The following is a 20,893-nucleotide window of genomic DNA, read 5'->3' as shown; positions in this document are numbered from 1 at the left end:
GCCCTTCCCTTGAAAATCGCCTTCTTCACCGAAACCTTTCTGCCCAAGGTCGACGGCATCGTCACCCGACTCACCAAAACGGTGAAGCATCTTGTGGATGCCGGCGATGAGGTGATGGTGTTTTGCCCCGAAGGCTGTCCTGAGGAGTACATGGGTGCGCGACTGATCGGCGTGCCGGCGATGCCTCTGCCGCTGTACCCGGAACTGAAGCTGGCTCTGCCTCGGCCTGCGGTCTCAGACGCTATCGACAGCTTCGAGCCTGACCTGATCCACGTGGTGAATCCTGCTGTTCTTGGACTCGGAGGCATCTGGCTCGCCAAGACCAAATCCATTCCCCTGGTAGCCAGCTATCACACCCATCTGCCCAAGTACCTCGAGCACTACGGCATGGGCATGCTCGAACCGCTGCTGTGGGAGCTTCTAAAGGCCGCCCACAATCAGGCGCTTCTGAATCTGTGCACATCCACGGCCATGGTGCAGGAACTGAGCGACAAGGGCATTCAGCACACGGATCTCTGGCAACGAGGGGTCGACACTGAGCTGTTCAGACCTGAACTGCGCAGCAATGCAATGCGGCAGCGTCTGATGGGCGACCACGACGACCGGGGCGCTCTGCTGCTCTACGTGGGTCGTCTCTCAGCCGAAAAACAGATCGAACGCATCCGACCTGTTCTCGAAGCACTTCCCGAAGCTCGTCTGGCCCTGGTCGGCGATGGTCCGCATCGCCAGCAGCTCGAGAAGCATTTCGAAGGCACGGCCACCACATTTGTGGGCTACCTGGCCGGTGAAGAGCTGGCCAGCGCCTATGCCAGCGGTGATGCCTTCCTTTTCCCGTCCAGCACGGAAACCCTTGGCCTGGTGCTGCTGGAAGCCATGGCAGCCGGTTGCCCCGTGGTTGGAGCCAACCGCGGCGGGATTCCCGACATCATCACCGACGGCATCAATGGCTGTCTCTATGAACCCGACGGCAGCGATGGAGGTGCCTCCAGCCTGATCGAAGCCACGCGTCGCCTGCTGGGCAACGACATCGAACGCCAGTCGCTGCGAAGAGCCGCACGGGACGAAGCGGAACGCTGGGGATGGGCAGGTGCCACTGATCAACTGCGCGGCTATTACCGCAAAGTGCTCCAGAAGCAGCAACTGAGCGCCGCAGCCTGAATCATTGTTTGCCGCGCGTGCGGTTCCAGACCTGCATCACTTTTTTGGCCATCGGCAGGGCATGCACTGAGCCACCGCCAGGGGTGTTCTGAGCAAACGCCACGATCACGATCTTGCCCTGCGGATAAGGGGCGTAGGTGGCGAACCAGGCGTGGTCGGGTCCTCCGGTGCTGTCCTCAGCCGTGCCCGTTTTGCCACCGGCCGGCGGAATACCAGGACCATTCAACGCAAATCCGGTGCCATCGGACACCACCTTGCGAAGACCCTCGCGAATCTTGTTCAGCGTGGTTGGCTTGAGGTCCACCTTCGTGCGCCTCGGAGGGTCGGTCCAGTCATGTCCCTGATCAGCCAGATGGGGTGTGACCAGCCAGCCACCGTTTGCGAACACCGAGTAAGCCCTGGCTAACTGAAGGGGAGTGATCTGCACAACCGACTGACCGATGGAAGCGCTTGCCATATCCTCAGGAATCCAGGGAGTTGTACCGGGATCGGCCCAGCCGCGGCCGGCAGCAGCCCAATCCTCATCACCCACTAAACCCACGCTTTCCTCCCAACCGATCTCAATCCCGGTTTTCTGTTGAAAACCGAGCGCATTGGCAGCTTTCTTGAGCTCGAGCGATCCCGAGCCGACACCCACCTGATAGAAGAAGGTGTTGCTGGAGAAACGCAGAGCATCGGCATAGCCGATACGACCGAAACCGGCTCCGTTGTGATCCGGGAAACAATGACCTCCATAGGTGATGCATGCAGCAGTGTTGAGCTGGGTATCAGGAGGAAACTTGCCGGATTCCATTCCGGCCATCGCAGTGACCGCCTTCCATGTGCTGCCAGGGTCATAGGCATTCATGGACCGGCTGAGCAAAGGCTTTTTGGGATTGGAGAACAGTGCGTCGTACTCCTTCTGGGTGGTGACGAGCTTGGAGAAGAAATTGGGATCGAAGGTGGGCTTACTGGCCAGAGCGAGGATGGCCCCGTCATTGGGATCCATGGCAACAATCGCGCCACCGGGCTTGTCAGCCAGGGCCTGCTCCGCAGCCTTTTGCAGATCCAGATCCAGCGTGAGCTTGAGGTCCTTGCCGGCGACCGAGGGACGGTCACCGAGATGTCGCTGTACCTCACCCATGGCGTTCACCTCGAGCATCTGACCTCCCCAGGCACCGCGAAGATGGCTCTCATAGGCAGCCTCCACCCCGATCCGGCCGATGCGATCCCTGATTTTGTAGCCCTTTTCCGCCAGGGCCTTGTACTCATCCTCCGTGATGGGTTGGGTGTAACCGAGGGCATGGGCCGCCAGGGTTCCGTAGGGGTAGAAGCGCAGGATGTCCACGTCCACCTGAGCCCCCTTCAGCCCCTGCGACTGCTCACGGAATCGCAACACCTGCTCCGGCTTCAGATCAGTGGCCAGGTTGATGCGATAACCATCCCGCGCCTGACCGCTGCCGCGACGCTGATCGAGCACGGCCGCATCGAGGCTGAGCAGATCGGCCAGACGATCACGCAGATCAGGCCAGCTGGTGTCATCAACCAATCGAGGCTCGACATAGAGCGAATAGGTCAATTTGCTGGAGGCAAGCACCCGACCTTTGCGATCCAGCAAGCGACCGCGGGTCGGTGAACGCGGAACGAGACGAATGCGGTTCTCATCGGCAAGTTCCCTGTAGCGCGACCCCTCAAGCACCTGAAGCCACACCAGTCGGGACACCATTGCCGCACTCACCAGCAGCACGAGTGCCAGCAACACCAGTGGTTGCTGACGCAGACCGCTCTGGCGCTGACCATCCCGTTGCGAGGCGCCTGATCCCACCATCCCCCGTCAACTCTCCATTTTCATCAGAGCATCCAAGCGCTGCAGACGCCCGTCAATGCGTGAGAGCACCTCATGCAACTGCTGAGAGTCATCCAGCTCGGAGGAAGCTTCTGCCTGAGCAGACGACGCAACTTCGGCATCCAGCATGTCCTGCGGCTCAGCGGGTTCATCAACCTGCACCTGCACAGGCATCACCGGATTGCCAAGCCCGGGGCTGATCTGATCCAGACGCTCACGCACCTCCCGTGCCGCTGCCTCACCCTGCTGCCGCAGATCACCGAGAGGGTTATCCCCTCTGGCAACAGACTCCACAGCCTTGGCAGGACCCTCGGTACGGACTCGATCCACAAACGCAAGACCCATGGGCAGCACGTCCTGCATCAGAGCGAGCCGCAGCGAGTCGAGCGGTTGGTTGTCGGTCATGGAAACGGACCTGACGATTCAACGAATCCCAGTCTGCTCCGGAGGGAGAACAAGTGTCGGGCAGGCTGAACGAGACGATCCCAGTGACCAGCCGATCACACCGGACAACACAACAAGGGCAACGACAGGGGCCAGAGCATGGTGGGTGGTGTCCAGAGCAATCCACTCCGACCAGCCACGCCAGAAACGATCCCTGGCGAAACGCCGCTTCTCCCGCGTCTCCTGTCGTGACCTTCGGCGATACGACTTCTCCACCCAGCGCTCGAAGGAACGCTTTTTGGTGATCGCCATCTTGCGCTCGACTTCCAGCAGCTGGCCGGAAGTGAGCTCTGGATGGAAGGTTCCGATCAGTTCGAGACTTTTAAGGAACATCTCCACGGCTCCATCTTTGATCTCCTGATCAGCAGGATCGATCAAGGACCACTCAAGCTCCGGATAGAAACGGCTGCGGTTCTGCTTGATCTGATCTTCATTCAGCTGTCCGGGCTCTCGCAGCCATCGATCCGTGTTGCTGTCGAAGCGACGCCAGTAAAGGAATGGATTGATGTAGATGGTCTTGCCAGCAAGCTGGATGCTGTCCTGCTGAAGACGTCGCTGCAGTTGCTGGTCTTGCTGTTGGGCAGCGGTCACATCCTTAGAGCCGGGGGCCAAGGGTATCGGTGCCGAAGACCGCTTACCAGTCCCCCCGGAACGTTTCTCACTGCTGCAGCTCATGCTTGTCCAGAGCTTGATTCACGAACCAATCACTGTTCACTGGAGGGGCGTGACCAGAACAACTCAACACTGCATCGACCTGCTGTTTCAGTGGCTGCAGCAAAGAAGTGGCTGCAGCAAAGAAAAATGCCGTCCCTTCAAAAAAGAGACGGCGTTGATGAAAGCTTCTGAAGATCAATCAGAACTGGGCCAAGGCGCTCCACTGAGTGGGAAGGAGCTTGGCAACGAGCTGGAAATTGCCATTGCCGAGAGGTTTGGCGACATACGCCACTCCCATCGGGTCTGGATAAATTCCCTTGGGAGGCTCCACACCCATCGTCACGCCCTGGAAAGGATCGTCATGCCCAAACAGGAAAGTGTTGGTGCCTGCATCAGGCGTTGCTGAAAGCAAGGGTGAAACCCTCGCAGCATATTCTTTGTAATCCTGTGGGGTGCAATCAACGCAGGGAAGGAAATTCAGGTTTGAATTTTTTGTGTATCTTCCAAAAGCAAGATCAGCTGTGTTGTATGCGCGGCAATATTCACTGGAAATAACCTTTCCTACAGGAATCCCTGCGGCTTTCACTCCTTTCCCGATTTCACGTGCCTGCAGTTTCCCCTCTGGACTTAAACGTCTCTGGGTGCTGCAGTCAGCAAGATTGAGTTGTGGGCTGACCTGATCGCCCCAGTCCTTGAAGGTCTTCGCATGCCTCACATAAACAACGTATCCACCTCTGCGCAGATCATTAAGGAGTTGCTTTGCACCAACTCTGTTAATGAAGTCAGTGTTCCTCTGATCACCGGAAAGTGTTGACTCGTTCACTTCGTAGGCTTCCGGCGCAGCCTTGGCGGACTGCGGAGCTGTAGAGATCGAAGCTGCGATCAAACCTCCAGTGGCCAATGCGGCTGATGCCGAAAGCAAGCTGATTTTCTTGATGTGTTTCATTGAAATAAAAATGTCAATTTGAACGTAGACATCGAGCTAGATCGGGACAAGTAAAAAAAATTACATGGACATTCAGCTCTGCCATGCGGTATCAACGAACCCCTTTTTGATATGAATTTGATACGCCTTGAACAGTTTTTGTTCAACAATGAGAACACTTCGGAAACAAGAACAGTCTGATGATTGAAGAATTACTCGCAATGGAACAAAGCCGCTGATGCGTATGCAGTTCAGCTGCATTGGTCAACTGTCAAAGATCCAAATTTCATCAATTGCATAGATAACGCAAAGATCGTGCTGCAGGCACTTGCTATTCCCACTCAATCGTGCCGGGTGGTTTGCTGGTGATGTCCAGAACCACGCGATTGACACCTTTCACCTCATTGACAATGCGATTGGAAATGGTCTCCATCAGGTCATAAGGCAAGCGGGACCAGTCAGCGGTCATGCCGTCTTCACTGGAAACGCAGCGCAGAACAATCGGCCAGGCATAGGTGCGCTTGTCACCCATCACCCCCACCGATCTCACCGGTAACAGCACCGCAAATGCCTGCCAGATGTCGTGATAGAGCCCGGCGTCCTTCACTTCTTCTCTCACGATCAGGTCCGCATCCCGCAGACAGTCGAGCTTCTCGGCCGTGACCTCTCCGAGAATGCGAATGGCCAGACCCGGTCCCGGGAAAGGGTGACGTCGCACAATCTCCTCCGGGAGGCCGAGCGAGCGACCGACTTTGCGCACTTCATCCTTGAACAGCTTGCGCAGCGGTTCCACCAGCTTGAACTGCAAATCCTTGGGGAGCCCACCCACGTTGTGGTGGCTCTTGATCTTCACGGCCACCCTCTCGCCCGTCTTGGGATCAACATTGGTTCCGGCACTTTCAATCACATCCGGATAGAGCGTGCCCTGGGCCAGGTAATCAAAAGGACCGAGTCTCCGGCTCTCCTCCTCAAACACACGGATGAATTCAGTGCCGATGATCTTGCGCTTCTGCTCAGGATCCGTGACGTCCTTGAGCTTGGTCAGGAAGCGTTGCCGGGCTTTGATGTACTCAACGTGAATATTGAACTTGCGATCGAAGAAGTCCATCAGGAACTCAGGCTCTCCTTTGCGCATGAAGCCCTGATCGATGAACATGCAGGTGAGCTGATCACCAATGGCCTTCTTGAGCAGAAAGGCCAAGGTTGAGGAATCCACACCACCGGAGAGGGCCAGCAGAACCCTTTTGTCTCCGACCTGATCACGGATCTGCCTGACGGCTTCCTCAATGAACGTCGCTGTCGTCCAGTCGGGCTCGCAACCACAGATGTGGTAAACGAAGTTGCGGATCATCGCCATTCCGCAGGTGGAATGCACGACCTCGGGATGAAACTGCACCCCGTATAGCTGACGGTCATGGTTTGCAACGGCCGCCTCAGGCGTGTTGGCCGTGTGGGCAAGACGCACAAAACCCTGCGGCAGGGCCTCAACCGAATCTCCGTGACTCATCCACATCGTGGAGCCGTTCTCCACATTGGTGAGCAGGTCCGTGGGGTCATCCACCTCAAGCGGTGCTTTTCCGTATTCGGCTTTTCCGGTGGCTGCCACAACACGTCCACCCAGCTGCTGCACCATCAGCTGCATGCCGTAGCAGACCCCGAGAACCGGAATGCCCATTGACCAGATCTCAGGGTCACAGAGAGGAGCACCATCGGCGTACACCGAACTTGGGCCGCCGCTGAGAATGATCCCCTTGGGAGCCATCTTGCGCAGCTCCTCAACAGAGGTGCTGTACCCCTGCACCACGGAGAACACCTCCGTTTCCCGTACCCGACGGGCAATCAGTTCGGAATACTGGGAGCCGAAATCAAGAATGACGATAGCCGGCTGACGCTGACCTTCATTCGGAACCTGGGACATCTCGCACGTAGGCCGTGGAACGGTCGACCGCGGAAACCGGCCGCCAATCAATCAGCGTAGAGAAGGACCCTGATCCGATTCGGGAGGCACAGGACTCAGCGGAATCCCGCAATGCCCAAGCATCAGGCTTCCTTCAGGACCTGCCCAGGGCAGCTGACGGTCCCTGTTGAACAGGGCTGCACCAACTCGCATTCCGGTGCAGCCATAGCGCTTCAGATAGGCTTCACTTCTGCCTTCAACCGCTTCAGCCACGGCCATCCAGAGCCCCATGGCCTGCGCCACATCATGGGCCCGCAACCAGCACCAGGCCTCCTCAATCGAGCTGGTCTGAAGCAGGGCGCGAATGGATTCCAGGCCGAGGCCCTGCTGCACCGCCAGGGCTGCCAACACCTCCAGACGTGCATCCGCAAGGTGGTGATGGGTGTGAAAGATCCCACCCGCCAGTTTGATCAGTTTCCCGTGGTACCCCAGCAAAAGCAGATGGCGCACACCGGCCTCGGCAGCAGCCACCAGCAGTGGCCCGATCCAGTTCCCTGATTTCAACAGCGGCTGCTGATCGGAGAGTCCGAGCTGCTGAGCCAGATCCAGGCCGTTTTCCCCAATGACCAGAGTCAACCGACCCTGGAAACCGGTCTGATCAGTGAGCTCGCGCAGACGATCACGGGCCGACTGCAACTGATCAGGAGACGCACTGGTCTGCACCTCTGCCTGCATGCCGATCAAGGCAAGACCGTCGACAACACCGAAAGCGGAATTGCTGGTCCGCAGTGCCAACTCCCGGCCGCGGGGCACTACCACCTCAAGATCCAGACCTCCCAGTGCCGGCATCAGATCGCTGAGATTGAGCTCCAGCAGTTCACGGGCAAAAGCGGAAATGCACAGTGAACCGTCTTCCTCCAGTCGACCAACGCCCGCTCCTGCGCAAATCTGCAATCCACTCTCGCGGCAGGCACGGCTCACAAGCACCCAGATCTCCAGACCGCGGGTGAGATCCAGACCTGGACCTGGATCACAGATCGTGATCGCCAGTGCCTGTTCTCCAGCATTCAACTGCGATGCAGCTTGCACCTGAACCCGACGGAATCCCTGCTCCGAAGGAATCCGAAGGTCCACGCTCGACGGCGCAGTGGATCCACCCAGCACCAGAGCGGCGGCACGTGCCGCTGCCGCAACCCAGACAGGCAGGGTCAGTCCGGTTCCTGAACAGGCAGGTGCAGGGGCGATGGGTTGGATGCGGATCATTTTTTAGGATGCACGATTGGCACCTTTTGAGCCCGTGCAGGACAAGCTCACCCTGATGATCCCGGGACCCACCCCGGTGCCCGAAACCGTTCTCAAAGCCATGGGTCGCCACCCCATCGGCCATCGCAGCGGAGAATTTCAGGCCGTGGTGGAGCGCACCAATTCCCAGCTGCGCTGGCTGCATCAAACCAGCGGCGACGTGCTTGTGATCACAGGCAGTGGCACTGCCGCCATGGAGGCCGGAATCATCAACACACTGAGTCGCGGGGACAAGGTGCTCTGCGGAGACAACGGCAAGTTCGGTGAACGCTGGGTGAAAGTGGCGCGCGCCTATGGGCTTGATGTTCAGGTGATTAAGGCCGAATGGGGGCAGCCCCTCGATACGGAAGCATTCCGCAGCGCACTTGACGCCGACAGCACAAAGTCAATCAAGGCGGTGATTCTCACCCACTCGGAAACCTCCACAGGGGTGATCAATGATCTCGAGACCATCAGCGGCCATGTGAAAGCCCATGGCACGGCGCTCACTATTGCCGACTGTGTTACAAGCCTTGGAGCTGCCAATGTGCCGATGGATTCCTGGGGCCTGGATGTTGTGGCCTCGGGTTCTCAGAAGGGTTACATGATGCCCCCGGGCCTGAGCTTCGTCGCCATGAGCGAAAGAGCCTGGAAGGCCTACGAACGCTCAGACCTTCCCAAGTTCTATCTGGATCTGGGTCCTTACCGGAAAACAGCCGCCAAGAACAGCAACCCCTTCACTCCGGCGGTGAATCTCTATTTCGCGCTCGAAGCAGCACTTGAGATGATGCAGGCCGAAGGTCTTGTTCCGATTTTTGCGCGTCATTCCCGGCATCGCGAAGCTGCCCATGCAGCCATGAAGGCCATCGGTCTGCCGCTGTTCGCCGCCGAAGGTCACGGCAGTCCTGCCATCACGGCAGTGGCCCCGAATGGAATCGATGCCGAGCAACTGCGCAAAGCTGTAAAAGATCGCTATGACATTTTGCTCGCCGGCGGCCAGGATCATCTCAAGGGCAAGGTATTCCGAATCGGGCACCTGGGATTCGTTTGCGACAGAGATGTTTTGACAGCTGTGGCAGCAATCGAATCAGTGCTGCAATCGCTTGGCCTGCATAAGGGATCTATGGGAGCTGGACTCAGCGCTGCTTCTGAAATCCTGAGTCAGTAATCGATATCAATCACTGTTCATACCTTCTGGCTTGGGATAGAATTGTAAGATCGCGGGTGTAATTCAGCGGTAGAATGTCAGCTTCCCAAGCTGAACGTCGCCGGTTCAAATCCGGTCACCCGCTTATATTTGTTATTGGTTATTCTAAAAAATTAACTGCGATGACTCCAAGTCGACATTGAAGCTCTGGGTTTAATCAGTTGCACCACCTGGGGGCCTACACAGCCGGCCCTACGCTCATGATTGAGAGCTTTAAGGATAAGTTGAGCCGAACCTGCTGTATTGCCCTCATTGGCCTGCACACGAGCTTGATCGAACCATTGCCTTGCACGTAAAAGCAATTGATCCCGATCAGGCTCCACGGATTGAAGAGATACAGCAGATTTCAACAACGTCGTCACAGCGACAATTCAAGCATTGCACTAATAATAACAAACGATCAAGGAAAACAACAATCCATAAAAAAGCTCATATTGCAAATTATTCGCGCTCAGTCATGCATTGAGTATGGTTCCAACTCAGTGATCCAAATCGGAGCTCAGGTGCCAGGCTCTTCAACGTTGCCACCCAGTTCGGCGATCTGAGCTCGCAGCTGATCAGACCTTGATTGATCACCGCGGGTGATTGCCACGGCCAGCGCAAATTCAAGCTTTTCAAGCTGATGGCCACCTTCAAAAAAACCGCTGGAATCAGCCGATGTCATTCCGGAGTTCCCCGAGGGGGTGGAACAACGGCTGTTGCTGGTTTCGCAAGAACCAGCTGATGGAACGGTGGTGAGTGCCATGGTCAGCTTTCTTTTCATTTTGCCACCTTCAGCCAGTCTTATGCAGCTTCAACCTCTTGATCAGACTCAGCAATTGAAGGCTGCGCCAGAGCACAGACAGGTTCTGAGGCTTCTTCGGGCCGCAGCTCAGAACTGTTCAGCAGCTCCTGGCAGTCGAACAACAGCTGATCGACAAGATCCAGACGCTCCCGTTCCTCAGTGGGCATCGTCTGGGCCTCGCTGCGCTGCTGCCGCACCTGCAGTTCAAGACTCTCCAGGCGCTGTTCAAGCTTCACAAGACGCTGCGACAAAGCATTGAGCATCTGGGCGACATCTTCCGCCGTGCGGGTGATGCGGAAGGACACTGACTGAGTCATCCGAAAACGGGGAAGTTCTTGCCCGATGACAACACACGGAATGGCAAGTCTCAAGAGCTGCTTGGAGAGCCAGCACTCTTTGGCTTCAAACTGAGTGATCTGGTGACTGCGGGTGCGATGCCTTCTCTGATAACCCTGCTGGTGTATGCGCTAGCAGGATCCGCTGTGGGACTGCTCGCTCTGCGTACTGGACTTCCAGGGGCACCTCTTGCTGGCGCATTGATCGGGGCTGCGATGGTGAGTATGAGCGGGCGAATGGACGTGGCCGAATGGCCGCCGGGTACCCGCACCGCTCTGCAAATCGGAATCGGTACCGTGATTGGCACCGGTCTGACGCGAACATCTCTCGAACAGCTGCAGGATCTCTGGAGGCCTGCGGTGCTCATCACACTCACACTGGTGATGACAGGGCTGGTGGTCGGCCTCTGGGCCGGTCGCCTACTCGGGGTTGATCCTCTGATCACCCTGCTGGGAGCAGCACCGGGAGGCATCAGCGGCATGAGTCTGGTTGGCGAGGACTACGGCGTCGGCGCAGCTGTGGCAGCACTCCATGCCGTGCGACTGATCACCGTGCTGCTTGTACTTCCGACAGTGGTGAGATTGCTGACGCCTCTGGGGCTGAACAATTCCTGATTCAGCTATGGACAGCCAAACGCGAGCCGATACCTTGGCGCAGATCGACTGTCCTGTCCATCAATGGCCAGCCTCCGCAAACGCCTCCTTGTCCTTTTGCCAATGACAGGAATGCTGCTCGCAGCTGCCCCTGTAGAAGCGGCGAGCGCTGACTCAAAGAAAGGCGCACAGGTGTATTGCTACATGCGCAGCAACGGCAACAATCATGCCGTGAGCTTCGAAGCCTCCTATGCGCTGATCAAGCGTCAAAGCGCAGGTGTTTTCAAAACATCACCTGAGCATGCGGCCGTGATGATCACCGAAACTGTTGTGGCAGAGCCCGGCAGCTATCCAGATTGCGGTCGTTATCTCGGAGATCTTTTCGGCAGAAAAGCATCCAAGAGCTCTTCAAGGAGCAACAGCACCGAAACCAGCTCATTCAACAGTTCAAACGGCAATGCTTCGACGGACTGGGATGCTGATGATCGCTACAGCTACTGAAATCTTTGTCATTACGCAGGCCTCGAGAACGCCAAAGCCGTTGCTCACGACTCCGGCAGGTTCTGCTGATCGGAGGTTTGCTACTTCTTGCCCAGGCATGCGGAAACACCAACAGTTCCCGCAATGGAAAACCCGACCCTCAACCGAAAACATCCAGTTGTCTTGAAAATCTCAGTCTTGACAAGCTGAGCAAGGCACTTGATCAATGCAATTCCGTTGTTAAGAGCCACCCTGACAATCCTGTGCCGCTGACCGACAGGTCATTGCTGCACACGCTGATGGGAAGCAATGACAAAGCTTGTGAAGATGTGAGCAGGGCCGCCTCCTTGATCAAAAGCCGTCAGACAACGGCAGATTCCCTGCTTAAGCATGAGCTTGATGTGCGTCAGCAATCCTGCAAACATCGAGCCACCATGGCAGGCAAAGGCTGACGATCAACGCTGATGCGGCGCGGGCCCAGGATCAACTCGATCTTGTCAGCCTTGCTTGCCACAAGACCATCAACCAGCTGATCAGCAAGGCCAAGCTTTAGCCAGTGACTTGTCAGACCGCCATCCATGCCGATGCGATGGCAACGGTCCTCCGCCTGATCAACATCGCCTGGGGTCCAGGGACGCTCCAGGAGCACAACCTGCCGTGCCCGGTGCAGTGTGTATCCCAAGCCTCCACAGCCATAAGTGGCCAGGAGCAGATCCGTTGCGCCTGCCTGAAACCGGTCCACCGCAGCCTGTCGTTGCTCAGGTTTTTGACGGCCGGTTAGCAGTGCACCACCCAGCCTCTCCTGCAGGAGTTGCAAAGGTGCAACAAAGGAGCTGAACAGCACAATCGCCTCACCATCGGCACGCAAGTCCTCCAACAGAGCCTGCGTCGCCGGCAATTTGAATTCCGCAGCGATCATGCGCAAAGACGTCAGAACCGCAAGGGATTCAGCATCGGAACGCACTTCCCCCAACAACACGCGGCGGCGATAGTCATCGACCACAAGACGCAGACGGTGATCGAATCCAAGCGCCTGATCAGCCGCCAGTGAGACATCATGAAAACGTCGCTGTTTGGCGGGAAGGCCCAGCACCTGCTGCTTGCGACGATGAAGCACTAGTGGTCGCGTCAGTCGCCTCAGCTCATCCAGACGCGCAGCGCCATCAGCACGCCAGCGCCGTTGCCCACCCTTCTCACTCCAGTGCCCCTGGCAGAAGATCTCCTCAAACGAACGCTGATCACGGGCCAGTGGATGGTCCATCGCTGCAAGCAGTGGAAAAAACTGAATCGGACGTCCGTTACGGATCGGTGTACCGGTGAGCATCCACACCGCCCGCAAGCGCGGATGGCGTGCCAGGCGCAACAAAGCCTGCGTCCGCTGGGCCTGAAGAGACTGGGCAAAATGAGCTTCATCCACCACCAGGAGTGTTCCAGCGTCCGGAAGGTCAACCGGCAACCGAGCCCAGCTGTGCAGTGTGCACTCCAGATCAAGGGACTCCACTTCGCGTCGCCAGTGAGAGTGAAGCCCCACAGGAGCAATCACCATCAGGCGCAAGGGGACAGCACGCAGCAGAGCGCGGGCCGCAAGCAAGGCAGTGAGCGTCTTGCCGAGGCCCATCTCATCAGCGAGCAACGCACCACGCCGTGCAAGCAGCCAGCGAGCACCCGAACGCTGATGCGCAAGTGGAGTGCGACCATCGGCAAGAGGCTGATCCAGATCTGCCCTGGCGACCAGCTCCCTGTGACGGGGCAACGGTGGCAGCGGGTGACGATGCCAATCCAGCCAACGCACCAACTCATCCTCAACCCGAAAACGCGCTGAAAAACGGTCAAGCAGGGATTCGGCAGCGGCCAGTGGAAATTCCCAGCCCCGTTCAGAACCTTTCCAGAGCCCCCGAGGTCTGATCCGTCCCATCTGTGCGTGGGTCACGGCATCAAATGGGTATGTCACCCTCACAAGTCCCGAAGGAGTCAGCCCAAGGCTGCAGCAGGCCGTCGATGAAGCCGTAACCACAATTCAGCAAATGAAATTGTATTGCCTTTTCGATTCACCACAAGGGGTTTGAGCTTCAAAAATCACATTGAAAAAGCTACAAAAAATGCAGCGATGAACACATTGACGAACACCGCGAAAGCGCCAGAATTCTCTCAACCGAATGATTCGGATGCATAACAGGGATGCGGTTTTCCTTGAAGATCTCTGCCCTAAATTGCGAGTCCGAAGATGGCGCCAGTCGCTTCACAGTTACACCGGAAAAAGCTGTATTTACTGCGGAAAACAATCAGAATCAATTGACCACATCCTTCCTCGGGCTAAGGGAGGTCTCAGTATTACTGAAAACTGTGTACCCGCCTGCCTCTCATGCAATGGTCACAAATCCGATGCTGATGTTTTCGACTGGTATCGACGCCAACGCTTTTATGATCCCCGCCGAGCCATGGCGATCCGTGCCTGGATGGACGCCGATCTACGTCTTGCTCTGAGACTTCTGCAATGGGCTCAGCCAGAGCTGAATCAAACCATCGATCCATCGCTGGCAACCGATTCAGACCTGAACAATCTTGAGGAACGGGACTGGGGCTTTCGAGCAGCCTGAAACAACTGACGACAGTCCTTGATCACCAGACCCTGCAAGCCTCTGCCGAGTGATGTTGCTGGCAGATTGAGGCTTGCTGCTCAGGCTGCTCGGGTGCCAGCAGAAAGGCTCCACTCACCAACACCGATGCGAACACTGTCGCAGCCAGGCGACGCAGGGCAGCAACATCGCCGGTCGACATAACGGTGCTGCGATCGCCGGCACTCCGAGGCAACATGGATTCCTGAGATGACACCAGGGGAAGACAGGAACTGGTCACGGCTGCTTTGCCACTGATACGTTTGTACTCATGCCGGAATCACTTGTCAACCGCTGTCACGCGCTGCCAGCTGGATCCAAGCTCTGCATCCTGGGAGCCGGATTCACCGGACGACGGGTTGCCTCCCTGGCTGATGCCCTGAAGATCAGGGTGATCACCACGCGTCGCAACCCAGAGCCCGGCAGCGGAACTCTGCAATTCGACTCGACTCAGAAGATTGTGCCAATGGAAGCAGACCTGAAGGGCGTGACCCATCTGCTCAGCACGATCCCTCCCGGCCCGGATGAGACCGACCCTGTCTTGCAGTCACTCGGGCCTCAACTCGGTCAGTTGCCACTTCGCTGGGCTGGCTATCTCTCGACCACAGGCATCTATGGCGACACCGGCGGTGACTGGGTCAGCGAAACGGATGCCCCACAACCCACGCAGGAACGCAGCCGACGACGTCTGATCTGTGAACAGCAATGGCTGAACAGCGGTCTGCCGGTGCAGATTCTGCGTTTACCTGGGATCTACGGACCGGGTCGCTCCCCTTTCGCTGCTGTCAAAGCGGGAAACCTGAGACCAGTCAACAAGCCCGGACAGGTGTTCAGTCGCGTGCATGTCGATGACATCGCCGCGGCCTGCCTGCACCTCATGCACTGCTCGGCCTCTGGTCAGCATCCTCCGGTGGTGAACATCTGTGATCACGAACCTGCCCCAAGTCATCTGCTGCAACGCCATGCCGCAGATCTTCTGAACTGTGACCTGCCGGAAGCGCGTGATTATGCGGCAGCTGAAGCGGACATGAGCGCCATGGCGCGAAGCTTCTGGGCCGAAAACCGCAGGGTGAGCAACGATCTGCTCTGCAAGACACTCGGCTACAGCATGATTCACCCGAACTACCGCAGCGGGCTGGTCCAATGTCTGGAGGAGGAAAGGCTCAGGGGGATGCTGACTCAGGCCGCTCAGGACTGATCGCAGGCACCTCCTGCAGCTTCAGAGGCCTGTCCGGATCGATGAAGGTCAGACCTGCATCATGCAGAAAACGGCTCCACTGAATTTCCAGCCAACCCTGCCTCAGGGCCGTTCCGAGGCCGTAGAGCAGCAGCCCGATCACCAGCAAGCGCAGCATGACCCCATCCATCGAATGCCACGACGCTAGACAGCGCCTTGTGATCGCACTCGGTGATCCGGCGGGGATCGGCATGGAAGTCACGCTGAAAGCCCTTGCTGATCCAAGGCGCCCAGCTGAAATGCCACCCCCGCTGCTGGTGGGCTGCCGGGCCAGCCTTCGCAGAACCGCTGACAATCTGAAATTGCATTCGCAGGTTCCCTTTGCAGATCCTGACGACCTGAACGTGGAGGATCTGCCGGTGCCGGGGGGCCCACTACAGCCGGGAGATGCAGGCAAAAGAAGCGGAGATGCCTGTTTCCAATGGCTCACCCGGGCGGTGGAGCTGGTACGACAGGACCAGGGACGCGCACTCGTGACCGCACCGATCGCGAAACATGCCTGGCATGAAGCAGGACATCGCTACCCCGGCCAGACCGAGCGTCTGGCGGAACTGGATGGGCACAAATCCGCTTCGATGCTGTTCACCGCTGTCTCCCCGGCAACCGGATGGAGACTGAACACACTGCTGGTCACAACCCACATCCCGATTGGGAGAGTCGCCGAGGTGCTCAGCGCAGATCTGGTTGAGCGCAAACTTGATGTGCTTGCAGGGTTCTGCCTGCGATTCAATCCCGCCCCCCGACTGCTAGTGGCGGGCCTCAACCCCCATGCAGGCGAACAGGGGCAACTAGGTAGCGAAGAGAGCGAATGGCTGAGTTCTCTGCTGGAGCGATGGGGCGAGAAGCATCCTTCAGTGGAACTGCAAGGCCCGCTTCCTCCCGACACCTGCTGGCTGAGTTCCGCCCAGGCCTGGAACAACAGGATCGAAGCGGCTCCTGATGGAATCCTTGCGCTGTATCACGATCAGGGCCTGATCCCCGTGAAACTGCTCGCTTTTGATCAGGCGGTGAACACAACTCTCGGTCTTTCTTTCTTACGCACATCCCCTGACCACGGCACTGGCTTTGACATCGCCGGAGAAGGGGTGGCGAGAGGGGCCAGCATGCTGGCCGCCATTCAGGCGGCCTGGGAACTCAGCCGGGCTTGACACGCATCAGCACCTGACCGAATTCAACCGGAGTGCCGTTGTCCACAAGGATCTCCACCACCTCACCTCCCACCTCAGCTTCGAGCTCGTTCATGAGCTTCATCGCCTCGAGAATGCAGATCGTCTGACCGGCTGTGATCCGATTGCCAAGCTCCACGAAGGGCGATTCACCTGGAGCTGGGGCTCGATAGAAGGTGCCCACCATCGGAGCAGTGACATCGACCAGGTCAGAGCGCGAACCCGCCGCAGCCGGCGGAGCCGCCGGGGCCGTGTCTCCCTGGGTTGAGACATCAACAACGGGGGCAGGGGTTTCGGCCTGCGCGACCACCGGCATCACCGGTGCTGCCACTGCCGTCACCGGCAGGTTTCGGCGCACCTCAAGGCGAAAATCATCACCTTCAAGACGAAATTCCTGGATATCACTGTCAGCAAGGACGTCCAGCAGCTTGTGAAGCTGATCGTGATCGAGTTGCATGCTCAGCTGTTCTCCCGACCCAGGTAGGAGTCGTTGCGTGTGTCCACCTTGATCTTCTCGCCGATCGAGAGAAACAGAGGAACCATCACCTGCGCTCCGGTCTCAAGGATCGCGGGCTTGGTGCCACCAGTGGCGGTGTCACCCTTCACTCCGGGATCGGTCTGGGCAATCTCCAACACAACGGAGTTGGGTAGCTCAACCTCGAGAGGCTTCTCATTCCAAGAGACGACACTCACCTCCATCCCTTCCTTGAGATATTTGCGGCTGTCTCCGATCTGCTGGGCTGTGAGCCGGGTCTCCTCATAGGTCGACATATCCATGAAAACGTAATCCTCACCTTCCATATAGGTGTGCTGGAGGGTGGCTTTCTCCAGCATGGCCTGAGGGACCATCTCGCCGGCGCGGAAGGTTCTGTCAACAACGCTGCCACTTTGCACGGCCTTGAGCTTGGTGCGAACAAAAGCAGAACCTTTGCCGGGCTTCACATGCAGGAATTCGACCACACGCCAGACGGCCCCATCGAGCTCAATCGTGGTGCCGGTGCGAAAGTCGTTGCTGGAGATCATTCCCGCCGAACGGTTCAGGGGATCATACGGCTGTGCCAAAGTCCTTTCAGCACCTGGGGTTCTCCTTGGCGATTCGGTTGGGATTTCAGCGCCTGAGCGCTTGGCTTATCAGCCTGCTGATGATGGCTGGCATTGCGTGGACTCCACCCGCGTGGGCGGGACTCCCCCAGGGCAATGCCGTGCAGGATCCGGCGGCGATCCTGCGTGATTCCCTGCCCATGAACCAAGCAGACCTGCGGGATCTTCAACATCAGCTCGAGGGCACTAGTGATGATCTGCGAGCCAAGCGCTGGAATGCCCTTGGCCGCGGCATCAACCGCACTCAGTCCCTGCTGAGTGACCGAAAGAGCGCGATCATCACCGCCATGCCCAGTGAAGATCAGGCGAAAGCGGAACAGATTCTCGATGCTGTGGCTGACGACCTGAACGTCCTGCAGGAGCGTGTGGGAAACAAGGACAAAGCGGGATTCATCCAGTCACGTCGCCAGACCCTGAGCCAGATCGGAGACCTGGAGGCGCTGCTGATTGACGACCATCTGCCGGACATTCCCTCCGAATTCGATGACCTGCCGCGCCTGGCAGGCCGCGCCACTCTGGTGATTGAAACCACCGAAGGTGATCTCACCGTTGTGGTGGATGGTTACAACGCGCCGCTCACCGCCGGTGCGTTTGTTGATCTGAGCCTGAAGGGCTTCTACGACGGCCTGCCTTTCAACCGTGCAGAGGATTTCTACATCCTGCAAAGCGGCGATCCGAAGGGTCCTGAGATTGGTTACGTGGATCCGAAAACCAAGCAAGAGCGCCATGTTCCTCTTGAGATCCGCGTTCCAGGTGAACCGGAAACCTTCTACAACCAGACATTCGAGGATGTAGGGCTGTACAAAGCCACACCCGTGCTTCCCTTCGCCACTCTGGGAACGCTGGGTTGGGCTCACTCCGATCAGGCTCTCGACGATGGCTCCTCTCAGTTCTTTCTGTTCCTCTATGAAGCCGAGCTGACGCCCGCGGGTCTGAACCTTGTGGATGGACGCAATGCGGCCTTCGGATATGTCGTAGACGGCTTCGATGTGCTCGAAGAGCTTGGTGTCAACGACGAGATCAAGAAAATCAAAGTGATCGAAGGTGCCGATCGCCTGCAACAACACGCCTGAGCTCAGTGACGGTCACGCTGGCTGAGCTTGGTGAGTCAGAACTCCTCAGACGGCTGGCACGTTTTGCGCCTCCGGGCCAGCTGAGCGATGACACCTCGACCCTCAACGCCGATTCTCGCCAGCTGCTGGTGAACACCGACGTGCTGGTCGACAGCGTTCATTTCAGTGATCGCACCACCAGTCCGGTGGATGTGGGCTGGCGAGCGGTGGCGGCCAACCTGTCGGATCTCGCCGCCAGCGGTGCTGTTGCCGTGGATGGAATCACCGTGGCACTGGTGGCACCGGGAGGCACTCACTGGAGCTGGGTGGAGGATCTCTATCGAGGTATCAGCGAAGCTCTCAGCTGCTATGGAGGCATCCTTCTGGGCGGAGACTGCTCAGCAGGCAAGCAGAGACTGGTTTCAATCACGGCGCTGGGTCGCATGGGGCCCTTGCGGCTGCACCGTGCCGATGCCCGTCCAGGCGACTGGCTGGTGACGAGCGGCGCCCATGGCCTCAGCCGACTGGGGCTCGCACTCCTTGAGGGAGATCCGGAACTGAATGACTTCGTGGCCCTGACAGATGATCTGCGACATCGCGCCATCTCCCGACATCAAAGGCCCATTCCAAGGCTGGATGCCTTGAACACACTCTTGGCGCATAAACCCGACAACCTGCCCTGGAGAGCCGCCGGCACAGACAGCAGCGATGGACTTCTGACAGCGGTGCAGGCACTTTGCAGCAGCAGTCTGTGCGGTGCGGTGCTGACGCGGGAATGGCTGCCCCGAGCAAGGGATTGGCCTGGAGGCGACCGCTGGGACGAATGGTGCCTCAACGGCGGCGAGGATTTCGAGCTGGTGCTGGCTCTTCCAGCCACCTGGGCGCAACGCTGGCTTGACCACCAACCTGACAGCCGCCAAATCGGATGGATCACGGCCAAGTGCCATGAAATTCTCTGGAGTGACACTCAACTTCCTGTTGCTGCAGGAGGCTTTGATCACTTCGACCAAAGCTGACAGTGCAGTCTCCAAAAAAAATCCCTCCCAGTGGGAGGGATTGCATCAACATCTCAAGGGCTGATCATTTCCAGTTCTTGGCCACCACTTCTGCGAGGTCAACAACCCGCTGGCTGTAGCCCCACTCGTTGTCATACCAAGCAACGATCTTGAAGAAGTTGTCACCCATGGCGAGGGTGAGGTCAGCATCAAAAATGGTCGACTGATTGGTGCCGGCGTAATCACTGGACACCAGAGGCAGATCGCCGTACTTGATGATCTTGTTCATGGGGCCGTCAGCTGCAGCCTTGAGAATCGACTTGATCTCATCAACCGACGAGGCGCGGTTTGACTCGAAAACCAGGTCAACCGCAGAGACATTGGGAGTGGGAACACGCATGGCGATTCCAGTGAACTTGCCCTTCACGGCTGGATAGACCAGGGCCACAGCCTGAGCTGCACCTGTAGACGTGGGAACCATGTTCACCGCAGCGGCACGGGCACGACGCAGGTCGCGGTGGTTGTTGTCGAGAATCCGCTGGTCGCCGGTGTAGCTGTGAATGGTGGTCATCAGACCGCGATTGATGCCGATCGACTGATCGATCACTTTCACCAGTGGTGCAAGGCAGTTGGTGGTGCAGCTGGCGTTGCTGAGAATGTCGAAATCCTCATGACGGTATTGATCTTCGTTCACACCGACAACGAAGGTCCCCACCTTGGGACCTTTGCCAGGCGCGGTAAGAATGACTTTTCTGGCACCGGCCTGAATGTGCATGCTGGCCTTTTCATCGGTGTTGAAAACACCGGTCGACTCAAGAACCAGATCCACACCCCAGTCCTTCCACGGGCAGTTGAGGGGATTGCGGTCGGAGAAGAACTTCACCTCCTTACCGTTGACGATCATCGAGTCGTCAGTGGTTTCGATCTTCACACTGGGGTCGAGCTTGCCCAGAATGGAGTCATAGGTAAGCAGGTGAGCACTGGTCTTGGGATCCGAGGTCGCGTTCACACCAACAATCTCGATTCCGGTGTCGGCACCACGGCTGATCCAACCCCGCATCACATTGCGACCGATTCGGCCGAATCCATTGATCGCAACGCGCAGGGTCATAACGAGAGCGGACAGTCCGCGGAGAGTGGCCG

General features: G+C 57.8%; 23 protein-coding genes and 1 tRNA gene. 10 read left to right on the top strand and 14 right to left on the bottom strand.

The window, feature by feature from the left end; translation table 11 throughout:
• Positions 1–9 precede the first annotated feature (9 nt).
• Positions 10–1,158: a glycosyltransferase family 4 protein gene (locus SIB56_RS11845; protein WP_413324130.1), complete on the top strand. Its 1,149-nt coding sequence runs from the start codon at positions 10–12 to the stop codon at positions 1,156–1,158.
• Between the two features lies 1 nt (position 1,159).
• Here the strand turns inward: SIB56_RS11845 and mrdA are convergent, their stop codons facing one another.
• From mrdA to cbiD, 6 genes are all read right to left on the bottom strand, one after another.
• Positions 1,160–2,962: a penicillin-binding protein 2 gene (mrdA, locus tag SIB56_RS11840; protein ID WP_413324129.1), complete on the bottom strand. Its 1,803-nt coding sequence runs from the start codon at positions 2,960–2,962 to the stop codon at positions 1,160–1,162.
• Between the two features lie 9 nt (positions 2,963–2,971).
• Positions 2,972–3,388: a hypothetical protein gene (locus SIB56_RS11835; RefSeq protein ID WP_413324128.1), complete on the bottom strand. Its 417-nt coding sequence runs from the start codon at positions 3,386–3,388 to the stop codon at positions 2,972–2,974.
• An 18-nt stretch (positions 3,389–3,406) separates the two neighbouring features.
• Complete coding sequence (locus tag SIB56_RS11830; RefSeq protein ID WP_413327360.1) at positions 3,407–4,018, bottom strand: hypothetical protein; 612 nt, start codon at positions 4,016–4,018, stop codon at positions 3,407–3,409.
• Positions 4,019–4,280: 262 nt separating this feature from the next.
• The gene (locus SIB56_RS11825) at positions 4,281–5,027 is read right to left on the bottom strand and encodes a histidine phosphatase family protein (RefSeq protein WP_413324127.1); all 747 of its coding nucleotides are present in this window, start codon (positions 5,025–5,027) and stop codon (positions 4,281–4,283) included.
• Between the two features lie 310 nt (positions 5,028–5,337).
• Positions 5,338–6,924, bottom strand: coding sequence for a glutamine-hydrolyzing GMP synthase (gene guaA, locus SIB56_RS11820; RefSeq protein WP_413324126.1), 1,587 nt, complete (start codon positions 6,922–6,924; stop codon positions 5,338–5,340).
• A 51-nt stretch (positions 6,925–6,975) separates the two neighbouring features.
• Positions 6,976–8,148, bottom strand: a complete 1,173-nt coding sequence (cbiD, locus tag SIB56_RS11815) for a cobalt-precorrin-5B (C(1))-methyltransferase CbiD (protein ID WP_413327358.1) — start codon at positions 8,146–8,148, stop codon at positions 6,976–6,978.
• Between the two features lie 52 nt (positions 8,149–8,200).
• Here cbiD and SIB56_RS11810 point away from each other — a divergent pair, with 52 nt between their 5' ends.
• Together SIB56_RS11810 and SIB56_RS11805 are read left to right on the top strand one after the other, a co-directional pair.
• On the top strand, positions 8,201–9,352 hold the full coding sequence (locus SIB56_RS11810) for a pyridoxal-phosphate-dependent aminotransferase family protein (protein WP_413324125.1): 1,152 nt from the start codon (positions 8,201–8,203) through the stop codon (positions 9,350–9,352).
• 52 nt (positions 9,353–9,404) lie between these two features.
• Positions 9,405–9,476, top strand: a tRNA-Gly gene (locus tag SIB56_RS11805).
• 414 nt (positions 9,477–9,890) lie between these two features.
• Here SIB56_RS11805 and SIB56_RS11800 read toward each other — a convergent pair.
• Complete coding sequence (locus SIB56_RS11800) at positions 9,891–10,154, bottom strand: hypothetical protein (protein ID WP_413324124.1); 264 nt, start codon at positions 10,152–10,154, stop codon at positions 9,891–9,893.
• A 20-nt stretch (positions 10,155–10,174) separates the two neighbouring features.
• The gene (locus SIB56_RS11795; RefSeq protein WP_413324123.1) at positions 10,175–10,492 is read right to left on the bottom strand and encodes a chemotaxis protein; all 318 of its coding nucleotides are present in this window, start codon (positions 10,490–10,492) and stop codon (positions 10,175–10,177) included.
• Between the two features lie 117 nt (positions 10,493–10,609).
• Between SIB56_RS11795 and SIB56_RS11790 the strand changes: the two genes are divergently transcribed.
• The gene (locus tag SIB56_RS11790; protein WP_413324122.1) at positions 10,610–11,125 is read left to right on the top strand and encodes an AbrB family transcriptional regulator; all 516 of its coding nucleotides are present in this window, start codon (positions 10,610–10,612) and stop codon (positions 11,123–11,125) included.
• Between the two features lie 63 nt (positions 11,126–11,188).
• Positions 11,189–11,605 carry a DUF6554 family protein gene (locus SIB56_RS11785; RefSeq protein ID WP_413324121.1) on the top strand — a complete coding sequence of 139 codons (417 nt, stop codon included), beginning with the start codon at positions 11,189–11,191 and terminating at the stop codon, positions 11,603–11,605.
• A 385-nt stretch (positions 11,606–11,990) separates the two neighbouring features.
• On the opposite strand, the gene SIB56_RS11780 is transcribed toward SIB56_RS11785, so the two are convergent.
• A complete protein-coding gene (locus SIB56_RS11780) occupies positions 11,991–13,499 on the bottom strand; it encodes an SNF2-related protein (RefSeq protein WP_413327356.1) in 1,509 nt (502 codons plus the stop codon).
• A 250-nt stretch (positions 13,500–13,749) separates the two neighbouring features.
• Here SIB56_RS11780 and SIB56_RS11775 point away from each other — a divergent pair, with 250 nt between their 5' ends.
• The gene (locus SIB56_RS11775) at positions 13,750–14,181 is read left to right on the top strand and encodes an HNH endonuclease (protein ID WP_413327354.1); all 432 of its coding nucleotides are present in this window, start codon (positions 13,750–13,752) and stop codon (positions 14,179–14,181) included.
• A gap of 22 nt (positions 14,182–14,203) precedes the next feature.
• Here the strand turns inward: SIB56_RS11775 and SIB56_RS11770 are convergent, their stop codons facing one another.
• Positions 14,204–14,440, bottom strand: coding sequence for a serine protease inhibitor (locus tag SIB56_RS11770; RefSeq protein ID WP_413324120.1), 237 nt, complete (start codon positions 14,438–14,440; stop codon positions 14,204–14,206).
• Positions 14,441–14,470: 30 nt separating this feature from the next.
• Here SIB56_RS11770 and SIB56_RS11765 point away from each other — a divergent pair, with 30 nt between their 5' ends.
• Positions 14,471–15,397, top strand: coding sequence for an SDR family oxidoreductase (locus tag SIB56_RS11765; RefSeq protein ID WP_413324118.1), 927 nt, complete (start codon positions 14,471–14,473; stop codon positions 15,395–15,397).
• Here the strand turns inward: SIB56_RS11765 and SIB56_RS11760 are convergent.
• Positions 15,363–15,554, bottom strand: coding sequence for a 4-hydroxythreonine-4-phosphate dehydrogenase (locus tag SIB56_RS11760; protein WP_413324117.1), 192 nt, complete (start codon positions 15,552–15,554; stop codon positions 15,363–15,365). The two genes, SIB56_RS11765 and SIB56_RS11760, sit on opposite strands and share 35 nt — an antisense overlap.
• On the opposite strand from SIB56_RS11760, the gene pdxA reads away from it, so the two are divergent.
• On the top strand, positions 15,553–16,584 hold the full coding sequence (pdxA, locus tag SIB56_RS11755; protein WP_413324116.1) for a 4-hydroxythreonine-4-phosphate dehydrogenase PdxA: 1,032 nt from the start codon (positions 15,553–15,555) through the stop codon (positions 16,582–16,584). The two genes, SIB56_RS11760 and pdxA, sit on opposite strands and share 2 nt — an antisense overlap.
• On the opposite strand, the gene accB is transcribed toward pdxA, so the two are convergent.
• Positions 16,571–17,059 (bottom strand): acetyl-CoA carboxylase biotin carboxyl carrier protein, encoded by a 489-nt coding sequence (accB, locus tag SIB56_RS11750; RefSeq protein WP_413324115.1) that lies wholly within the window; start codon positions 17,057–17,059, stop codon positions 16,571–16,573. The genes pdxA and accB overlap by 14 nt on opposite strands.
• A 2-nt stretch (positions 17,060–17,061) precedes the next feature.
• Positions 17,062–17,625 carry an elongation factor P gene (gene efp, locus SIB56_RS11745; protein WP_413324114.1) on the bottom strand — a complete coding sequence of 188 codons (564 nt, stop codon included), beginning with the start codon at positions 17,623–17,625 and terminating at the stop codon, positions 17,062–17,064.
• A gap of 32 nt (positions 17,626–17,657) precedes the next feature.
• On the opposite strand from efp, the gene SIB56_RS11740 reads away from it, so the two are divergent.
• Both SIB56_RS11740 and thiL read left to right on the top strand, forming a co-directional pair.
• A complete protein-coding gene (locus tag SIB56_RS11740) occupies positions 17,658–18,776 on the top strand; it encodes a peptidylprolyl isomerase (RefSeq protein WP_413324113.1) in 1,119 nt (372 codons plus the stop codon).
• A gap of 5 nt (positions 18,777–18,781) precedes the next feature.
• The gene (thiL, locus tag SIB56_RS11735; protein ID WP_413324112.1) at positions 18,782–19,771 is read left to right on the top strand and encodes a thiamine-phosphate kinase; all 990 of its coding nucleotides are present in this window, start codon (positions 18,782–18,784) and stop codon (positions 19,769–19,771) included.
• Between the two features lie 64 nt (positions 19,772–19,835).
• On the opposite strand, the gene gap is transcribed toward thiL, so the two are convergent.
• Positions 19,836–20,861, bottom strand: a complete 1,026-nt coding sequence (gene gap / locus SIB56_RS11730; RefSeq protein WP_413324111.1) for a type I glyceraldehyde-3-phosphate dehydrogenase — start codon at positions 20,859–20,861, stop codon at positions 19,836–19,838.
• Positions 20,862–20,893 lie beyond the last annotated feature (32 nt).

Origin of the sequence: Synechococcus sp. MIT S9503 (assembly GCF_047304175.1) — a bacterium.
In the GTDB taxonomy this organism is placed as follows: Bacteria; Cyanobacteriota; Cyanobacteriia; order PCC-6307; family Cyanobiaceae; genus Synechococcus_C.
The sequence above is the reverse complement of the archived record's forward strand: the minus strand, read 5'-3'. Positions and strand labels throughout refer to the sequence as shown.

Excerpts from the sequence above, each read along its gene's own strand:
- SIB56_RS11835 (WP_413324128.1), bottom strand. The coding sequence starts at position 3,388 with ATGACCGACAACCAACCGCTCGACTCGCTGCGGCTCGCTCTGATGCAG.
- SIB56_RS11825 (WP_413324127.1), bottom strand. The coding sequence starts at position 5,027 with ATGAAACACATCAAGAAAATCAGCTTGCTTTCGGCATCAGCCGCATTG.
- guaA (WP_413324126.1), bottom strand. The coding sequence starts at position 6,924 with ATGTCCCAGGTTCCGAATGAAGGTCAGCGTCAGCCGGCTATCGTCATT.
- SIB56_RS11800 (WP_413324124.1), bottom strand. The coding sequence starts at position 10,154 with ATGAAAAGAAAGCTGACCATGGCACTCACCACCGTTCCATCAGCTGGT.
- SIB56_RS11795 (WP_413324123.1), bottom strand. The coding sequence starts at position 10,492 with ATGACTCAGTCAGTGTCCTTCCGCATCACCCGCACGGCGGAAGATGTC.
- SIB56_RS11790 (WP_413324122.1), top strand. The coding sequence starts at position 10,610 with ATGCCTTCTCTGATAACCCTGCTGGTGTATGCGCTAGCAGGATCCGCT.
- SIB56_RS11785 (WP_413324121.1), top strand. The coding sequence starts at position 11,189 with ATGGCCAGCCTCCGCAAACGCCTCCTTGTCCTTTTGCCAATGACAGGA.
- SIB56_RS11780 (WP_413327356.1), bottom strand. The coding sequence starts at position 13,499 with ATGGGACGGATCAGACCTCGGGGGCTCTGGAAAGGTTCTGAACGGGGC.
- SIB56_RS11775 (WP_413327354.1), top strand. The coding sequence starts at position 13,750 with ATGCATAACAGGGATGCGGTTTTCCTTGAAGATCTCTGCCCTAAATTG.
- SIB56_RS11765 (WP_413324118.1), top strand. The coding sequence starts at position 14,471 with ATGCCGGAATCACTTGTCAACCGCTGTCACGCGCTGCCAGCTGGATCC.
- pdxA (WP_413324116.1), top strand. The coding sequence starts at position 15,553 with ATGACCCCATCCATCGAATGCCACGACGCTAGACAGCGCCTTGTGATC.
- SIB56_RS11760 (WP_413324117.1), bottom strand. The coding sequence starts at position 15,554 with ATGCTGCGCTTGCTGGTGATCGGGCTGCTGCTCTACGGCCTCGGAACG.
- accB (WP_413324115.1), bottom strand. The coding sequence starts at position 17,059 with ATGCAACTCGATCACGATCAGCTTCACAAGCTGCTGGACGTCCTTGCT.
- efp (WP_413324114.1), bottom strand. The coding sequence starts at position 17,625 with ATGATCTCCAGCAACGACTTTCGCACCGGCACCACGATTGAGCTCGAT.
- gap (WP_413324111.1), bottom strand. The coding sequence starts at position 20,861 with ATGACCCTGCGCGTTGCGATCAATGGATTCGGCCGAATCGGTCGCAAT.